General features: G+C 58.2%; 23 protein-coding genes and 1 pseudogene. 21 read left to right on the top strand and 3 right to left on the bottom strand.

Annotation, left to right across the window (positions count from 1 at the left end; all coding sequences use genetic code 11):
* Positions 1 to 118 precede the first annotated feature (118 nt).
* The 11 genes from HKK52_RS06080 to HKK52_RS32935 all read left to right on the top strand — a co-directional run bounded on the left by HKK52_RS06080 (position 119) and on the right by HKK52_RS32935 (position 5,948).
* The gene (locus HKK52_RS06080) at positions 119 to 856 is read left to right on the top strand and encodes a phage antirepressor KilAC domain-containing protein (protein ID WP_169370011.1); all 738 of its coding nucleotides are present in this window, start codon (positions 119 to 121) and stop codon (positions 854 to 856) included.
* Positions 856 to 1,653, top strand: coding sequence for a phage replication protein (locus HKK52_RS06075; RefSeq protein WP_169370010.1), 798 nt, complete (start codon positions 856 to 858; stop codon positions 1,651 to 1,653). Before HKK52_RS06080 ends, HKK52_RS06075 begins: the two co-directional genes overlap by 1 nt.
* Positions 1,643 to 2,437 carry an ATP-binding protein gene (locus HKK52_RS06070; protein ID WP_169370009.1) on the top strand — a complete coding sequence of 265 codons (795 nt, stop codon included), beginning with the start codon at positions 1,643 to 1,645 and terminating at the stop codon, positions 2,435 to 2,437. Before HKK52_RS06075 ends, HKK52_RS06070 begins: the two co-directional genes overlap by 11 nt.
* Positions 2,437 to 2,727 carry a hypothetical protein gene (locus HKK52_RS06065; RefSeq protein WP_169370008.1) on the top strand — a complete coding sequence of 97 codons (291 nt, stop codon included), beginning with the start codon at positions 2,437 to 2,439 and terminating at the stop codon, positions 2,725 to 2,727. Before HKK52_RS06070 ends, HKK52_RS06065 begins: the two co-directional genes overlap by 1 nt.
* Positions 2,724 to 2,915 (top strand): hypothetical protein, encoded by a 192-nt coding sequence (locus HKK52_RS06060; protein ID WP_169370007.1) that lies wholly within the window; start codon positions 2,724 to 2,726, stop codon positions 2,913 to 2,915. Before HKK52_RS06065 ends, HKK52_RS06060 begins: the two co-directional genes overlap by 4 nt.
* Positions 2,912 to 3,382, top strand: a complete 471-nt coding sequence (locus HKK52_RS06055) for a hypothetical protein (protein ID WP_169370006.1) — start codon at positions 2,912 to 2,914, stop codon at positions 3,380 to 3,382. The genes HKK52_RS06060 and HKK52_RS06055 overlap by 4 nt, the downstream gene beginning before the upstream one ends.
* On the top strand, positions 3,379 to 3,990 hold the full coding sequence (locus HKK52_RS06050) for a recombination protein NinG (RefSeq protein WP_169370005.1): 612 nt from the start codon (positions 3,379 to 3,381) through the stop codon (positions 3,988 to 3,990). The genes HKK52_RS06055 and HKK52_RS06050 overlap by 4 nt, the downstream gene beginning before the upstream one ends.
* A complete protein-coding gene (locus tag HKK52_RS06045; protein ID WP_169370004.1) occupies positions 3,987 to 4,568 on the top strand; it encodes a hypothetical protein in 582 nt (193 codons plus the stop codon). The genes HKK52_RS06050 and HKK52_RS06045 overlap by 4 nt, the downstream gene beginning before the upstream one ends.
* 287 nt (positions 4,569 to 4,855) lie before the next feature.
* On the top strand, positions 4,856 to 5,038 hold the full coding sequence (locus HKK52_RS06040) for a Com family DNA-binding transcriptional regulator (RefSeq protein ID WP_169370003.1): 183 nt from the start codon (positions 4,856 to 4,858) through the stop codon (positions 5,036 to 5,038).
* Between the two features lie 11 nt (positions 5,039 to 5,049).
* Positions 5,050 to 5,373 (top strand): hypothetical protein, encoded by a 324-nt coding sequence (locus HKK52_RS06035; protein WP_169370002.1) that lies wholly within the window; start codon positions 5,050 to 5,052, stop codon positions 5,371 to 5,373.
* Positions 5,374 to 5,639: 266 nt separating this feature from the next.
* Positions 5,640 to 5,948, top strand: coding sequence for a hypothetical protein (locus tag HKK52_RS32935; protein ID WP_169370001.1), 309 nt, complete (start codon positions 5,640 to 5,642; stop codon positions 5,946 to 5,948).
* Positions 5,949 to 6,208: 260 nt separating this feature from the next.
* Here the strand turns inward: HKK52_RS32935 and HKK52_RS06025 are convergent, their stop codons facing one another.
* Positions 6,209 to 6,562 carry a hypothetical protein gene (locus HKK52_RS06025; protein ID WP_169370000.1) on the bottom strand — a complete coding sequence of 118 codons (354 nt, stop codon included), beginning with the start codon at positions 6,560 to 6,562 and terminating at the stop codon, positions 6,209 to 6,211.
* Between the two features lie 187 nt (positions 6,563 to 6,749).
* Here HKK52_RS06025 and HKK52_RS06020 point away from each other — a divergent pair, with 187 nt between their 5' ends.
* The 5 genes and pseudogenes from HKK52_RS06020 to HKK52_RS06000 all read left to right on the top strand — a co-directional run bounded on the left by HKK52_RS06020 (position 6,750) and on the right by HKK52_RS06000 (position 8,215).
* Positions 6,750 to 7,076, top strand: a complete 327-nt coding sequence (locus tag HKK52_RS06020) for a phage holin, lambda family (protein WP_169369999.1) — start codon at positions 6,750 to 6,752, stop codon at positions 7,074 to 7,076.
* Positions 7,073 to 7,450, top strand: a complete 378-nt coding sequence (locus HKK52_RS06015) for a hypothetical protein (protein WP_169369998.1) — start codon at positions 7,073 to 7,075, stop codon at positions 7,448 to 7,450. Before HKK52_RS06020 ends, HKK52_RS06015 begins: the two co-directional genes overlap by 4 nt.
* The gene (locus HKK52_RS06010) at positions 7,419 to 7,607 is read left to right on the top strand and encodes a hypothetical protein (protein WP_169368739.1); all 189 of its coding nucleotides are present in this window, start codon (positions 7,419 to 7,421) and stop codon (positions 7,605 to 7,607) included. The genes HKK52_RS06015 and HKK52_RS06010 overlap by 32 nt, the downstream gene beginning before the upstream one ends.
* A 167-nt stretch (positions 7,608 to 7,774) precedes the next feature.
* Positions 7,775 to 7,963 (top strand): hypothetical protein, encoded by a 189-nt coding sequence (locus HKK52_RS06005; protein ID WP_169369997.1) that lies wholly within the window; start codon positions 7,775 to 7,777, stop codon positions 7,961 to 7,963.
* A pseudogene (locus tag HKK52_RS06000) lies at positions 7,963 to 8,215 on the top strand (hypothetical protein). Before HKK52_RS06005 ends, HKK52_RS06000 begins: the two are co-directional and overlap by 1 nt.
* Before the next feature lie 275 nt (positions 8,216 to 8,490).
* Here HKK52_RS06000 and HKK52_RS05995 read toward each other — a convergent pair.
* On the bottom strand, positions 8,491 to 8,703 hold the full coding sequence (locus HKK52_RS05995; RefSeq protein WP_169369996.1) for a hypothetical protein: 213 nt from the start codon (positions 8,701 to 8,703) through the stop codon (positions 8,491 to 8,493).
* Between the two features lie 99 nt (positions 8,704 to 8,802).
* Positions 8,803 to 9,090, bottom strand: coding sequence for a hypothetical protein (locus HKK52_RS05990; protein ID WP_169369995.1), 288 nt, complete (start codon positions 9,088 to 9,090; stop codon positions 8,803 to 8,805).
* A 116-nt stretch (positions 9,091 to 9,206) separates the two neighbouring features.
* Here HKK52_RS05990 and HKK52_RS05985 point away from each other — a divergent pair, with 116 nt between their 5' ends.
* From HKK52_RS05985 to HKK52_RS05965, 5 genes are read left to right on the top strand one after another with little or no spacing between them, the layout of a single operon-like run.
* Positions 9,207 to 9,830, top strand: coding sequence for a putative metallopeptidase (locus tag HKK52_RS05985; protein WP_169369994.1), 624 nt, complete (start codon positions 9,207 to 9,209; stop codon positions 9,828 to 9,830).
* A gap of 32 nt (positions 9,831 to 9,862) precedes the next feature.
* Entirely contained in the window at positions 9,863 to 10,339 is a 477-nt protein-coding gene (locus HKK52_RS05980) for a DUF2280 domain-containing protein (protein ID WP_169369993.1), read from the top strand.
* Positions 10,314 to 11,639 (top strand): phage terminase large subunit family protein, encoded by a 1,326-nt coding sequence (locus HKK52_RS05975; RefSeq protein ID WP_169369992.1) that lies wholly within the window; start codon positions 10,314 to 10,316, stop codon positions 11,637 to 11,639. The genes HKK52_RS05980 and HKK52_RS05975 overlap by 26 nt, the downstream gene beginning before the upstream one ends.
* Positions 11,639 to 13,102, top strand: a complete 1,464-nt coding sequence (locus tag HKK52_RS05970; RefSeq protein ID WP_169369991.1) for a DUF4055 domain-containing protein — start codon at positions 11,639 to 11,641, stop codon at positions 13,100 to 13,102. The genes HKK52_RS05975 and HKK52_RS05970 overlap by 1 nt, the downstream gene beginning before the upstream one ends.
* The gene (locus tag HKK52_RS05965; RefSeq protein WP_178117445.1) at positions 13,020 to 14,132 is read left to right on the top strand and encodes a minor capsid protein; all 1,113 of its coding nucleotides are present in this window, start codon (positions 13,020 to 13,022) and stop codon (positions 14,130 to 14,132) included. Before HKK52_RS05970 ends, HKK52_RS05965 begins: the two co-directional genes overlap by 83 nt.
* Positions 14,133 to 14,137: the final 5 nt, after the last annotated feature.

Here is a 14,137-nt window from a genome sequence, read left to right as displayed (position 1 = left end):
GCTAATTCATTAACACTTTGTGGGACAGATTATGCAGAGCCAACTCACTTCAAGCAATACCCCGAACCATGTCGCGACACGTTTTCTGCAAACGCAAAACGTGTCGCGGAATGAAACCATGAGCAGCTTTGAGCTTCTGGACCTGGTCAACTCGGCGCGGTCCTCGTTCGGTGAGGGAGAAGTCCGGCGCAATGATTTCGCTGCTCGCTGCAAGGACGAGCTGGAAGGGGAGCACTACGAAACTTTCGTAGTGAAGAACGCCAACAATACCGAGTCCGAAGGCATCCGGATGACCAAGGATCAGTGCATGTGCGTGCTGATGCGGGAGTCAAAGGCCGTGCGCCGCAAGGTAGTGATTCGACTGAACGAGCTCGACGCCAAGCCAGCCTTCGACTACGCAGCCGCCCTCAACGACCCCCGCACCTTGCTGGCCTTGCTCACTGACAATGTGAAGAAGGTCGTCGCCCTGGAAGCGGACAACACCGAGCTTTCCCACGAAAACCTGATGCTCGAGCAGAGGGTTGCCGCCGATGCGCCAAAGACAGCCTTTTTCGACGCAGTGACCGTCACGCACGAAACGTACTCGGTGGCCGAGGCCGCAAAGCTGATCGGCACCGGCCAGAACCGTCTGATGGCGTTCCTGCGTCAGCGCCGCTGGGTCACCCTCCGCAAAAACGAACCAATGCAGGGGCCGATTGAATCCGGCTACCTCACCGCAAAGCTCAGCACCTTTGAACATCCCGAAAACGGCAAGACCACCGTATCCACGCCACGTGTCACCGGCAAAGGCCTGACCAAGCTTCAAGCCCTATGGGCGCGGCGTGACGCTGACCTGCTCAACATGGAGGGCAAGTAATGGCCCGCGCACGCAACCTCAAGCCCGCCCTGTTCAAGAATGAACTGCTCGGCGTGGCAGACCCAATGCTCACCCTGCTGTTCGAGGGCCTGTGGCTTCTCGCTGATCGGGAAGGGCGCCTGGAAGATCGTCCACTTCGCATCAAGGGTGAACTGTTCCCGTATCGCGACGGCCTCGACATGGACGACATGCTCAACTGGCTTGCCGAAACCGGCTTCATTTTTCGCTACACCGTGGGTGAAAAGCGTTACATCGAAATCGACAACTTCGTGAAACATCAGAACCCGCACCGTAATGAACCCGAGTCGTTTATCCCTTCAGTATCAGATGGATGTATCACTTCGGATTTTGGCAGAAGTACTTCCGATAAAATCGGAAGCGCTCCGGCTGACTCCCTCTCTCTTGACTCCCTTAACCTGACTGCTGACTCCCTCACACCACCGACGCCGGCGGCATCGGCGACCGAGGATCTGTTCCCGAAGTTCTGGAAGCTGTACCCGAACAAGAAGGGCAAGGCGAACGCCGAGAAGGCCTGGAGGAAACTCAAGGTCACTGACGAACTGTTTGCCCTGATCGCCAGAGGCCTGGCCCGGCAAGTCGTCTGCGCCGAGTGGACCAAGGACGGCGGCCAGTACATCCCACACCCGGCGACCTGGCTGAACGGCAAGCGCTGGGAGGACGAGGTCAAGCCTGTCAGCAACGTGCACCAGTTCCCGCAATCCCGTCACACAGGCTTCGCTGAGCGCGACTACACCGCCGGCCTGACCCAGCGGGAGGACGGCAGCTATGCGATCTGAAAAAGTAATCGCCATGCCAAGCACGGCGCCCGCACCGCAAAAGATCACCGGCATCTGCGAAGACCACGGCCAGTTCCCGCAAACCGTGAACGTGATTTTCGGCAAGGTGTTCAAGACCGGCTGCCCGGAGTGCACCCGGATCGAGAAGGAAGAAGCTGCTGAGCAGGCCAAGATTCACGAACGCTACGAACTTTCCATCAAGCTCGGCTCGGCTCTGATCCCGAAGCGCTTCGCGGGCAAGACGCTGGCTAGGTACGTGGCCACCACGCCCGAACAACTCAAGGCCCTTGGCACTTGCCGCCGGTACGTCACCGAGTTCCCGCAGATCTCCGAATCTGGCCGTTGCCTGCTGATGCTCGGGAAGCCCGGCACCGGCAAGACGCACCTGGGCTCCGCCATCGCGAACGAGCTGATGCGCAAAACCGCCGCTACGGCCGTGTACCGCACGATCGGCTCAATCCTGCATGACATCAGGTCCACCTACGGCGGCGGAACCGAGCGCACGGAGGGGATGATCCTGGCCGGCCTTATCGCTCCGTCTCTGCTCGTTCTGGACGAAATCGGCGTGAGCAAGGAAACCCCGAGCGACTTCGAGCTGACCACGCTGTTCTCAATCATCAACGGCCGGTACGAGCAGATGCGCCCCACGGTGATCATCTCGAACCTCGACGGCAAGGCGCTGCCGTCGGCCATGGGCGAGCGCTGCGTGGATCGTCTGCGGGAGGGCGGGGTGATCGTCATTCCGTTCGAATGGGAATCTCAGCGCGGCAAGGAAGGCTTTTGATGGCTATCGACAAAGAGAAATTGAAGGCGCTGCTCTGGGCTGAAGCAGCCTCATTTCGAGCCGACTGCTCTGACTGGAAACGCAACACCGAAGCGCTGCAAGACTTCCTTGGCGAGAAGACCGTCGAGGAAGCGGCGCTGGAGCTGCTGGCCGAGAACGAGGCGCTGCGCAAAGATGCCGAGCGGTTCCAGTACCTCGACGCAAACCCTGATTTTCAGATCGCGTACACCGGCGATATGAGTCTCGGCCATTACATCGACGCCGCAATGGGCAAGGGAGAGCAGTTATGAGCGTGATCATCTGCCCAAGCTTCCTCGTCGCCAAGGCATTGTCGCGCCTCGACACGTTTTACCACCTGCGGGAGCGGGATCGTAACAGTGCAGTTCCAGCCTTGCGCGGTCTTGCTATTGCAGCGAAAGCCTACGGCATCGTTTCGCATGATCGGACGTTGGCATGTGCAAGCGAGGGCGCCCGATGACCGACAAGATCAGCGTCAACAGCCAGGCCAAGCTCACCGAGGCCATCACCAGTCTGACCACCATGTACAAGGACAAGAAGTTCGTCGTTGTCTCACTGCGCCCGGGCAAGGACCGCACCCTCGACCAGAACTCTCTGTGGTTCGGGATGTACAAGCGCATCGCCGAGATGACCCAGATCGGCGATGCGGCCGACGCCCGGCGCTACTGCAAGCTGCACTTCGGTGTGCAGATTCTGCTGAACGAAGATTCAGGGTTCCAGGCTGCGTGGTATCGGGTCATGCGCCATCTGCCCTACGAGGAGAAGCTGGCCATGATGGGCGAGTGCAAGCTGTTCGGTCCGGACGGCTTCCCCGTCACCAGCCTGTTCAATCGCGCCCAGGGCATCCAGTACACCGACCGCATGGCCGCGTTCTTCACGGGCCAGGGCGTTGTCCTCACCGATCTGCTGAGCAAGGAAGCCGCATGAAGCGCACCCCACTACAACGCAAGACCCCGCTCACGTCCGGTGGCCCGCGCCGGAAGCGCTGCCCGTCCTGCCGAGTGATGTACACGCCTGCCCGCGACTCGCAAGCCGTATGCGGGGAGATCGAGTGCGCAATCGCTCACGGACAGTCAGAGAAGGGCCGGGAAACCACGCGTAAAGCCTTCGCGGATGCCGGGCGCCGGGAGATCAAGGTTCGCAAGGAGAAGCTGAAGAGCCGGGCCGAGCATCTCAAGGACACGCAACAGGCCTTCAACGCCTGGGTGCGCGAGCGCGATGCCGAACTGCCGTGCATCAGTTGCAGCCGGCACCACCAAGGCAAGTACGACGCAGGGCACTACCGCACCGTCGGCAGCAATCCCGCGCTGCGCTTCGAGCCGCTGAACTGCCACCGCCAGTGCTCGCCATGCAACACCCGGCTTTCCGGGAACATCGTGAATTACCGCATCGAGCTGGTGAAGCGGATCGGCGCCGAGCAAGTCGATTGGCTGGAAGGACCGCATGAGCCGAAGAAGTACACCGTCGAAGAACTGAAGGCGATGACCGCCGACTACCGGGCAAAAACAAGAGAGCTGAAGGGGAGAGCAGCATGAAAATCCATTCCGCGCGCCAGGCTTGGCACGACTGCAACTACAACCCGGCCCCCGGCCAGACTTCTGACGCCGCTGAACTGGGCGTGGTGGTGCAGGGCACGGAGCGAGGCCCGACGGCTAACCCTGCCATGCACGGAGCGCTGGCCGGCCACATCCAGTCAGCAATTGCTCGGCTTCATTTTCAACTGCGGGCTTTCGGCAATGCCATGTATGCGGCCGAGCCGACAGATGATGATCGGGAGGAGGCAGAAGGTGCTGTTTTCAACCTGGCATGCTCACGGGTAGAGCGTATGACCGCCAGCAAGCGGGAGCGGGCCGAGTATGTCGCCAAGGGTGTGTTCCGTCGTTACCGCTACATGCACCAAGGCGGGCAATCGGCCAATGCCGATCCGCTGATCAAGCCCGAGTTGTTCCGCGCCTGGATGAAAGGAGAGTACGACGTCGAGCTTCCGTCAGCGGCATGGGGGCGAGATTGGGAGCCATTCGTGCAGCTTTGCTTCGATGCCTGCTATGACATTGACGCTCGTGCGTTGAGTCCAATTGGCGGTGTAATTTACAAGATGAAAGAGGCTGCTTGACTTCCCGCACGGCTGAGGGCATGATTTCCCCATAGTTAGTATTTTGCCTTCGGCAAGTTACTTAGAAAGCCGGCCACTGTGCCGGTTTTTTTATGCCCGCAAGAAAGCAAAAAGCCCCGACAAGTTCGGGGCTTTTTTATGCGCGCAGAAAAAGAGAGGGCGATTCCAGAGGGTGCGCGAACACCCAAAAGAAACGCCGGATCGCAGATAGTGCCTGCAAGCCAGCCAAGGCCCTCACTGCTCGCGCGAGCGGGACGGAGCCTAGCAGAAATCAAACGGACTTGCAGATGTTGAAAGAATGCAGATGTGGAAATTGCAAACGACTTCTCGCCCGAGTGGGTGAGTTTACCGAGCTCCAGATCAAATGTTCCCGATGCGGGACGTTGAATCATGAGAAGGCCGCGAGCCTCGAGCGATCGCCTTTGAGCGACATGAAAGCGGAATCCTCCGCGAACAATCATTCGATTTAAAGGTGAAAAAAATGGAACCAGTAACTATTGGTGCAAAGTTCTACAGCTCCGACACATATAGTGTTGAAGCGATCATCAAGCCAACTGAAAACGTCGCAGGTGCCGTAATTCGTACAGCCTCGGTGAGCGGCACTCATCTTTCCGGCCTAATTACCGGAACTGTGGCTCCGAAGCTCGGCTCGGACTATGATGGGAAGCCGATCCTGATGACTCTGGGTAGTGGCTCCCAAAATCTTTCGTATCCGATCCAACTGCCGCCTGGCTATGGTCTGTGGATTACTGCAAACAGCAGCACCCCGAGTCGCGCTTGCGTGACTTACGATTTGCTGCCTTAAGGAGCGAAGGGCTGCATAAACAGCCACTTGTTGTTGCTCTGTGGTTACGTGACAGGGTTTAGGCCCCAGCAGATGCTGGGGCCTTTTTTGTTTTCAGCTCCACCACGCCCATCACTCTGAGCGGCAAAGATTACGCCCCTATTCAAGATCGTGTACCGAGCGGGGCTATCGTGTTTCACCGTTCGTCCAGCGCCCGGCACTCGCCGATCCGCGCCGCCTCTCAAGTTCATGCACGGATATCCCGCGCCTCAGAACGGAGACTCAGCATGGACATCGACGAGAATGCGCCAGGGAACATTTCCCAGAAGGGCGTGACGAGTGATACGGACAACGAAACAGGCCATGATCCTAAGCGGAATGAGCCAGAAGTGCCGCTGCCTGCGGATGACGAAGCACCTGTCGAGGCAGATATGTCAGACGTGGATGCCAACAATTCGGTGTCGAGTGAGCATACAGAATCTGGAAAGAGTGGGCGCGTCGATGATCCGGACGCAGACCCACTGATGAATGATCAGGACGAAGACGATAAGGAGGCTCGCGGCCTACCTGCGAGCGACCCTGAATCAGGGGCCTGAACAAATCTTTGGATTATTCCAATTGCCCGCATAGCGCGGGCTTTTTTACGCCTCAGATTTACCTGTAGCCAGAGCAGCACCCGGGAATGCCTGGACGTCGATAGCCGAACAGTACGACGTACGGAAATAACACCGACAGCCCGCGCACCCTGACCTCACCAATGCTGCAGGGTGGCGTGAGACTGGACTGCGAGATCGATGCAAAGGCGCGTCGACGCAGAGAAGGTCTTCGGCGGACAGGAGAGGAAAGACCCTCACGCCTATTCAGATTGCAAACTGCTTAGGTATTTTTTGCAGAAATCAGATTCTGTAATTTTTCGAGCGCGACCCTTCCACACTTCAACGGTTGAATTGGGTACGCCGAATATCTCACTCATGATCTTTTCAGTATTGGCAGTCTCTTCCGCAGGAGTGTCTTCGAGATTGTGCTCATTCATATACTGAGCAACTACGCCGGCGGACTTGATTAATGTCTCTGCGTTGGAGTCGTCATCCATCGCATATGCGGCTTCACATCGGTTAACCTGGAATACGTAATCGTCTTTGCTCTCGCTTCCGTACAGCGAGAGGCATGAAGCCGAAACCAGTGCTACAAAAATTTTAGATCCTTTCACTTTTCCTGTCCCTATTACGCCAAGATTTCGCGGTGGGTTATACCTCCTGCGCTGTCTTTATGCTCTTATCCAAGGCTTCGCTATCGCGCGGGGCCTTTTTCGTTTTCGGCTCCACCACACCCTTCGCTATGGCTGGGAGTGCTGCTGGAGCCGTACCTATCACGCTCCCCGAAAGGGAGGACATCGGATGAAGCTCATGCCCGAAAAGAACCCGGACGCCTGGGCCGCTATCTGGATGGCCCTGAGCAATCCACTTTGGCAGGGCGCAATTATGGCGATCCTTATCTCCTTCCTGCGCGTCCTGTATGACGCTAAAGAAACCAGCAAGCGCCGGATCTGCTTCGAAGCGTTGATCTGCGGTGGATTGAGCTTGTCAGCCAGTAGCGTCATTGAGTGGATGGCCTGGCCATCGAGTTTGTCTGTTGCCGCCGGCGGGACCATTGGGTTCCTCGGCGTCACGGCCATTCGCGAGATGGTGACCCGCTTCCTGGGTCGCAAGGTGGATTCGCTATGAAGGCCTTCGCCGCTGCAGCAATCATCGCGCTCGTTGCCTGCCTGTTGCTGGGTATCCAGCACTACCAGGTCATTGCGCTTGAAGGTCAGGTGACGATCGAGGCTAAGGGCAAGCAGGACGCCATTGCGGCCAACACCGAGAGCCAGGCGACGATCACCACACTTCGCGCCGAAGCCCAGCGCAACGCCGCCTACACCGCAGACCTCAACAAGAGAATCAAGGCCAGCGAAGACAAAGCCAAAAAGGCGAGGAAAGATTTTGAAGATCTCAAGCGCAACAGCAAGCCTGTTCGTGACTGGGCTGCTCAGCCTCTGCCTGACGGCCTGCGCGGGAAAGCCGGCAGTGGTAACAAAGACCCAGGCCGTAAGAATTGAAGCGCCCGAGCTGGTCCCGTGTGAGCGGGTAGACCCTGACGAGTCTGACCTTCGCCTCAACGGCGATGTGTGGGAGCTCAAGGATCAGGCGATCAAGCTGCTCGACACGTGCGCCGACCAGGTGGACGCCCAGATCAAACGCAGCCAGAGCAAGTAACCGAATCCGCGACACGTTTCGCGAATCAGTAAATCGTGTCGCGACCTGCGACGAGGGAATCACCATGGCTTCGAACACCAATTTATCCAAAGCAGTATCCACTCTCGGCTGGATCGTAATCGCGGTCATTGCCTTGGGCGTTGTTGCGCTGAGTCTCGTGTGACGGCATGACCAACGTCACCCGTCTGCGCCACGTCCTGCCATTGAGCCCGGACATCAACAAGGCCGTCGCCGATCTGGATAGCGCCATCGCCAAGGCGGTAGATGCTGCCAAGGCCGCCGGCCTACCTCAGGGCCTGGTCGTTTCCCTGCTGCACGGGCACGCCCAGGTGCAGACCACCATCATGGTGAGCTAATGACAGTCAAGGTTCTGGAGTTCAAGCGGAAAGGACTGGCGCGACGCCGCCAAGACCCTGCGTAAGATTGCTGATGATCTCGATGCTGGCGAGCATCCGGAGTGCAGTGTTGGCGCCTTAACCCTGATCGGCCCAAAAGGCGAGGTGACTGTATTCGGGTTGGGGCCTAAGTGCGACGACCTGCAATGCCTCGGTGCCATGCGCCTGGGCGAGCAGAAGCTGATTGATGTGCTGTTGGATGCTGATGACTAACGGCTTGAGCGGATCAGGTAAGAACGAACTGGCCCAGTATTGCCATCATGGTGATCACCAATACAGCAAGCCCTACCGCAGATGTCCATTCGGATTCTGGTGATTGGGAAAACCATGAGCCTTTCGCCGGATACTTCCCGAGCGTGACTACCCGCATTACGGGCCACCCGATAGGGAAGCAAATTGCGCGAAATACCGTTTCAACCAGTATGTCCATCAAGATCGCGAGTCCTTTGCTGGGTTAGTGTGCCGCAGGTGAGTGCGGCACGGATAGATCACTCTTTGTGTTCGGCGTTCAGCTTTGCGCAAACAGAATCCGCATCTGCCCTGTCGTCGTACACGCCGTGCTTATTGGCATCGCCTCGATTTTTTCCGTCATAGATCCGGTAGCGCGTGGCTCCGCTAGTGGCGTGAATGAAGTCCAGCACCTTGAATCTCGGTTCCATGGTGATTGCCCTTTGAGAGTTGATCGTCAGCAATACCGGCACCCCGCCACCTTTTCAAGTAACAGAGCGTCCCGACGGCCATCAAACAACCCGACCGGGAGGCAATTGAACGCGCCTTTCAGTCGGGCTGCTGTCAAACACCTACGGACTGATGTGCTTAAAGAAGCATGGACCAACAGGTTGACCGTATGCTGCACATTCGGCATGGATTTCGGTTATCCCCTGGGTAAAGCTCCCGATACACAACCCCAAAAGTGCCGCAACGACTACAAAGGCCCATACCCGATCGGTTGGCATTGGCTGCTTCTTCATCCACGAGTCAAAACATCTGGCTCCGTAGAATAGAAAGTACAGGACGATCAATGCGGCGACGCCGATTGCCGAGTAAATGCCCAGCGAAAAGATACTGAGCGGTTTTAGAAACTCCATTGCACATCTCCTTTTTTAAAGTGCGACTCGATTGAAGCATTCCGTCATCACCCTCGCCACTCAACCACGTGTAGTTTCTCGCACTTGTGTGGTTTGCCCCCACAGGATGACTCCAAATGCGCAGACCAATGCCTTCGGCACCAATGCTTGAGCTGTCCGACCTGTCCGACTTCGGTATTCGCCTGACTCCAGCCCCTGATGTGTGGGAATGGCTCCAGGCTGAGATCCTTGCCGATACCGGGAGTATTCACAACGAAGACCATGCCCATCTACTGGATGCAGACATCCGGGTGATGTGGGCGTCGGCAGCCTTCGATAAGCAAGGACGCACCGTCCTGGGACAAGCCGAGCAGGTAGCGTTCCGCGCCGGCGGTTGGCAGAAGGCCCGGATGGAGCAACAGATGCGTGATTGGTTTGGCGATGTGCCGGCCTTCATCATCACCTTGGCCGCTGACTACAGCGCCCAGTGTTCCGACGCCGCCTTCTGCGCGCTGATCGAGCACGAGCTCTACCACATCGCCCAGGCGACCGATAAGTACGGTCAACCAGCCTTCACCGAAGAAGGTGCACCCAAGCTGAAGCTGCGCGGTCATGACGTCGAAGAGTTCGTCGGTGTGGTCCGCCGCTACGGTGCGAGCCCTGACGTTCAAGCGTTGGTGGATGCTGCAAACAGTCCTGCCGAGGTGGGGAAATTGAATATATCGAGGGCCTGCGGAACCTGTCTGCTCAAGTCGGCCTGATTCCATGACAGGTATTGACGGATGACAACCATATGGCAGTACTACGAAGCGAGGTCAAAGCCTTCATCGTTCAGGCACTGGCCTGCTTCGATACGCCATCCCAGGTGGTAGCAGCGGTCAAGACAGAATTCGGAATAGAGATCACCCGACAACAGTGCGAAACACATGACCCGACAAAGTTTGCTGGCCAAAGGCTGGGGAAGAACTGGGCCGACCTGTTCCACGCCGCCCGTAAACGATTCCGCGAAGAGACAACCGACATCCCGATCGCCAATCGTGCCTACAGGCTCAGGGGGCTGGGTCGCATGGCCGAGAAGGCCGAGAACATGCGAAACCTGGCACTGACCGCTCAGTTGTACGAGCAGGCCGCCAAAGAGGTGGGCGATGTCTACGTGAATCGCCGTCTCGAATTTGAAAAACCCCTGGGCTCCCAAGCGGACCAGCAGCACGCAGTTGCTGAGTACACCCTGGAGCCTGATGAGAATGTCCCGACTACCCCGCACCTTTGACCCGCCGGTAAAGCTGACGCCGAAGCAGGCGAACATTTACTGCTGGGGGTTTCAGCCTGAAGCACGCTTTCGTGATGCTGTGTGTGGTCGCCGGTTCGGCAAGACGTTCCTGGGCAAGGCCGAGATGCGCCGAGCGGCCCGTCTTGCTGCCGAGTGGGGTGTAAGCGTTGAAGACGAGATCTGGTACGGCGCACCGACCTTCAAGCAGGCCAAGCGTGTGTTCTGGCGGCGACTGAAACAGGCCATCCCAGAAGCCTGGCGTTCGCACCGTCCAAACGAGACGGAGTGCTCGATCACTCTGAAGTCAGGCCACGTCATGCGCGTGGTCGGGCTTGATAATTACGACAACCTTCGGGGCTCTGGTCTGTTCTTCGTCCTAGTGGATGAGTGGGCGGATTGTCCGTGGGCTGCGTGGGAAGAAGTTCTTCGGCCGATGCTTTCGACCTGCCAGTACACGATCCCTGGCATTGGGCTGCGCAAGGGCGGGCACGCGCTGCGAATTGGGACCCCGAAAGGATTCAATCACTGCTACGACACCTACCTTGACGGTAAGCCTGGCGGAGAGCCGGACCACAAAAGCTGGCAGTACACATCGCTGCAGGGGGGCAACGTACCAGCCGAGGAGCTGGATGCTGCCCGTCGCAAGATGGACCCCCGCACGTTTCGGCAAGAGTACGAGGCCGGCTTCGAAAACTATGCAGGCGTCGTGTATTACACGTTCAACCGCGCCGAATGCCGCACCAGCGAACGAATCAAGCAAGGCGAAGCGCTGCACATCGGGATGGACTTCAACGTCATGAAGATGGCGGCAGTGGTCTATGTCGTGCGCGACGACCTGCCGCTTGCACTGGATGAGTTTCACGGGGTGCGCGATACGCCGGAGATGATCGAGAAGATCCAGGTGCGTTTCCCAGGACACGCCGTTGCGGTTTACCCAGATGCCAGCGGCCAGAACACCAGCAGCAAGAACGCCAGCGAGTCCGACCTTTCGTTGTTGAAAAAAGCCGGATTCACGGTGGTGGTTGATTCGACTAACCCGGGCGTCAAAGACCGCGTTAACTCGGTCAACGCGATTTTCTTGAACACCTACGGCGAGCGGCGATTGAAGGTCAACATCGACCAGTGCCCTCAACTTACCCTATGCCTGGAGCGGCAGACCTACACCGACAAGGGTGAGCCGGACAAAGATCCGAAAAAAGGTCACGACCACATGAACGACGCCGCCGGCTACTTCATCGCTAAGCGTTACCCGATCAAAACACGCACAGGCGGAACGCGCCGTATTGGAGGATTGGCCTGATGCCAGTGCAATCGACAAACCCCGACTTCGACGCACACATCGCCGAGTGGGAAATGATGGACGACGCGCTCGAAGGTGAGGGCGCCATCAAGCGCAACGATCGGAACCTGCCGAAGCCCAGCGGCATGGTGGAAGCTGAAAAGCTCGACGCCACCGGCAACAAATACCTGTACCAGAACTATACAAACCGGGCTCAGTACGAACACTGGGTGCGCGACTCACTTCGGTCGATGATGGGTCTGGTGTCTCGGCTGATTCCTGAAATTGAGCTGCCGGCTGGGCTGAAGGGCTTGGAAGACAACGCCACGTCTGACGGCTTCGGCCTGAAGCAGTTGTTCTTCCGCATGGTACGACAGGCGATCTCCCACGGCCGGGTGCCGCTGGTGGTGAACATCGACGACAGCAGTGAGCCGTATTTCTCGACTTATGCCACCCGCAACGCGATCAACTGGAAGGTAGGCAGCCAAGGCGGCGGCCGGCAAGACCTGGTGCTTGCCGTATTCATCGAGTTCCGAGACGACAAAGAGGACGAGTTCGACCACGACTGCAAGATGGTTTATCGCGTCTTCAAGATGGTCGGCGAAGTTTGCTACAGCGAAGTGCTGGGTGAAAACGGGGAGGTCATCGAAGAGCTGAAACCGCTCGGCACGACCGGCACAGACAATCGCCTGGTGAGGGGCCTGGAGTTCCTGCCGGTGATCTACTGCGGCTCAACGGACAACTCGCCCGACGTGGATGAAGTGCCGCTTCTAACGATGGCCAGGGCCGCGCTGAAGTCCTATCAGCTCAGTGCTGACTATTTCACTGCTCTGCACCAGACCAGCCACCCGCAACCGTGGGTATCTGGCTTGGATGAAACGGTAGAGTTGAGCGTAACCGGGCCATCTGCCGCGTGGGACCTTGGGCCGAATGGCAAGTGTGGCTATCTGGAGTTCCAGGGCGCCGGCATTGAAGCCGTCCGCAAAGCCATGGATGACCAACGCAACGCCGCTGTTGAGGCTGGTGCCAAGGTAATGGACGTCGGCGGAACCGAGTCGGGAGAGGCGCGCAAGACGCGCCAGAACGATCAGCACGCAACGTTGCACAGCATCGTCATCACTGTGGCCGAGGCCGTAGAGCAGGCGTTGCGATACGCCGCTGAATGGAAGGGCTACGACCCGAAACAGGTGACATTCAAGGTCAACCCTGAGTTCGTTATTCCTCAGGTCGACCCTCAGGTCTTGGCTGAGCTTCAAAAGAGCGTCATGGCCGGCACGGTCAGCGCCGACACCTATTGGCAGTACCTCACGACCGGGAAGCTACCGGAACGTCTTTACGACGAAGAAGCCGAGCTGATCAGCGAAGAGCGCGAGTCGGTCGGCCTCAACCTGGACAACGAAGATGCCAACAGCAAACCAGGAACAGGCCGACAGCCAGCTACTGGAGCAGACGACCCGTCACTCAGTGATGATCGAGCGGCTTAAGGCCGGCGAGGTCAAGAAGTTCGAGAAGTACTTGCGCAAAATCGACGCCCTGGTGCGGGAGCAACTGACGCGCAAGGAGTTGACGACCTACAGTCGTGATCGCCTTGAGCAGTTCCTTGCCCGGGTCGACGGCAAGTTGCTGGAGATCTACAAGGCCTTCGGCGATGTGGTGCAGGCCGATCTGGTGGATATCGCGCTGTATGAGTCGACCTTCGAGGCCAACAGCCTCAGTCATGCGATGTCGATTGATGCCGTAGTCCCGGCCAACGCCGTGATTCGCGCCGCGGTGTTCTCGTACCCGCTTCAGGTCAAAGGGTTGGACGGCGGCAAGCTGTTGAAAAGCTTCCTCAGCGGCTGGACCAGAACTGAAACAATGCGGGTGACGAACACGATCCGGCTCGGCTTCGGCCAAGGCCAGACGAACGCCCAGATCATTCAGGCCGTACGCGGCACCGCGGCGCAGAATTTCACCGACGGCATTCTCGCCGTGAGCAACCGTAACGCGGCGTCAGTCGTGCAGACGGCCATCCAGCACGTTGCGACCACTGCGCGCATGGAAACCCTCAAGGCCAACAGCGACGTGGTGCTGGGTTATTACTGGTTGTCGACGCTGGACCGCAAGACCTCTCAGCAGTGTAAAGGCCTAGACGGCATGCGCTTCGACCTGGGCAAAGGGCCGTTGCCGCCGGCCCACATTAACTGTCGATCCACAACGGTACCAATAACGAGGCTGTCTGAGATGTTCTCAAAAGGCGCCACGCGAGCATCGGTGGGCAATACTGGCGGTGGCCAGGTCGATGCAAGCATGAACTATTACGAGTGGCTGGCGACGCAGCCGGCGAGCTTCCAGGATCATGCGCTCGGACCGGTGCGAGGCAAGCTGTTTCGCGATGGCGGCCTGACTCCAGAGAAGTTCGCCATGCTGCAGCTCGACAAGAAGTTCAAGCCGCTGACCTTGGCCGAACTGAAGGTCATTGAGCCTGACATGTTCACCCGGGCAGGCGTTACACTCGGTGCTCCACCAGGTTGAGATGA

Origin of the sequence: Pseudomonas sp. ADAK2 (genome assembly GCF_012935755.1) — a bacterium.
GTDB lineage: Bacteria > Pseudomonadota > Gammaproteobacteria > Pseudomonadales > Pseudomonadaceae > Aquipseudomonas.
The sequence above is the reverse complement of the archived record's forward strand: the minus strand, read 5'-3'. Positions and strand labels throughout refer to the sequence as shown.

Excerpts from the sequence above, each read along its gene's own strand:
- HKK52_RS06080 (WP_169370011.1), top strand. The coding sequence starts at position 119 with ATGAGCAGCTTTGAGCTTCTGGACCTGGTCAACTCGGCGCGGTCCTCG.
- HKK52_RS06075 (WP_169370010.1), top strand. The coding sequence starts at position 856 with ATGGCCCGCGCACGCAACCTCAAGCCCGCCCTGTTCAAGAATGAACTG.
- HKK52_RS06070 (WP_169370009.1), top strand. The coding sequence starts at position 1,643 with ATGCGATCTGAAAAAGTAATCGCCATGCCAAGCACGGCGCCCGCACCG.
- HKK52_RS06065 (WP_169370008.1), top strand. The coding sequence starts at position 2,437 with ATGGCTATCGACAAAGAGAAATTGAAGGCGCTGCTCTGGGCTGAAGCA.
- HKK52_RS06060 (WP_169370007.1), top strand. The coding sequence starts at position 2,724 with ATGAGCGTGATCATCTGCCCAAGCTTCCTCGTCGCCAAGGCATTGTCG.
- HKK52_RS06055 (WP_169370006.1), top strand. The coding sequence starts at position 2,912 with ATGACCGACAAGATCAGCGTCAACAGCCAGGCCAAGCTCACCGAGGCC.
- HKK52_RS06050 (WP_169370005.1), top strand. The coding sequence starts at position 3,379 with ATGAAGCGCACCCCACTACAACGCAAGACCCCGCTCACGTCCGGTGGC.
- HKK52_RS06045 (WP_169370004.1), top strand. The coding sequence starts at position 3,987 with ATGAAAATCCATTCCGCGCGCCAGGCTTGGCACGACTGCAACTACAAC.
- HKK52_RS06040 (WP_169370003.1), top strand. The coding sequence starts at position 4,856 with ATGTTGAAAGAATGCAGATGTGGAAATTGCAAACGACTTCTCGCCCGA.
- HKK52_RS06035 (WP_169370002.1), top strand. The coding sequence starts at position 5,050 with ATGGAACCAGTAACTATTGGTGCAAAGTTCTACAGCTCCGACACATAT.
- HKK52_RS32935 (WP_169370001.1), top strand. The coding sequence starts at position 5,640 with ATGGACATCGACGAGAATGCGCCAGGGAACATTTCCCAGAAGGGCGTG.
- HKK52_RS06020 (WP_169369999.1), top strand. The coding sequence starts at position 6,750 with ATGAAGCTCATGCCCGAAAAGAACCCGGACGCCTGGGCCGCTATCTGG.
- HKK52_RS06015 (WP_169369998.1), top strand. The coding sequence starts at position 7,073 with ATGAAGGCCTTCGCCGCTGCAGCAATCATCGCGCTCGTTGCCTGCCTG.
- HKK52_RS06005 (WP_169369997.1), top strand. The coding sequence starts at position 7,775 with ATGACCAACGTCACCCGTCTGCGCCACGTCCTGCCATTGAGCCCGGAC.
- HKK52_RS05990 (WP_169369995.1), bottom strand. The coding sequence starts at position 9,090 with ATGGAGTTTCTAAAACCGCTCAGTATCTTTTCGCTGGGCATTTACTCG.
- HKK52_RS05985 (WP_169369994.1), top strand. The coding sequence starts at position 9,207 with ATGCGCAGACCAATGCCTTCGGCACCAATGCTTGAGCTGTCCGACCTG.
- HKK52_RS05980 (WP_169369993.1), top strand. The coding sequence starts at position 9,863 with ATGGCAGTACTACGAAGCGAGGTCAAAGCCTTCATCGTTCAGGCACTG.
- HKK52_RS05975 (WP_169369992.1), top strand. The coding sequence starts at position 10,314 with ATGTCCCGACTACCCCGCACCTTTGACCCGCCGGTAAAGCTGACGCCG.
- HKK52_RS05970 (WP_169369991.1), top strand. The coding sequence starts at position 11,639 with ATGCCAGTGCAATCGACAAACCCCGACTTCGACGCACACATCGCCGAG.
- HKK52_RS05965 (WP_178117445.1), top strand. The coding sequence starts at position 13,020 with ATGCCAACAGCAAACCAGGAACAGGCCGACAGCCAGCTACTGGAGCAG.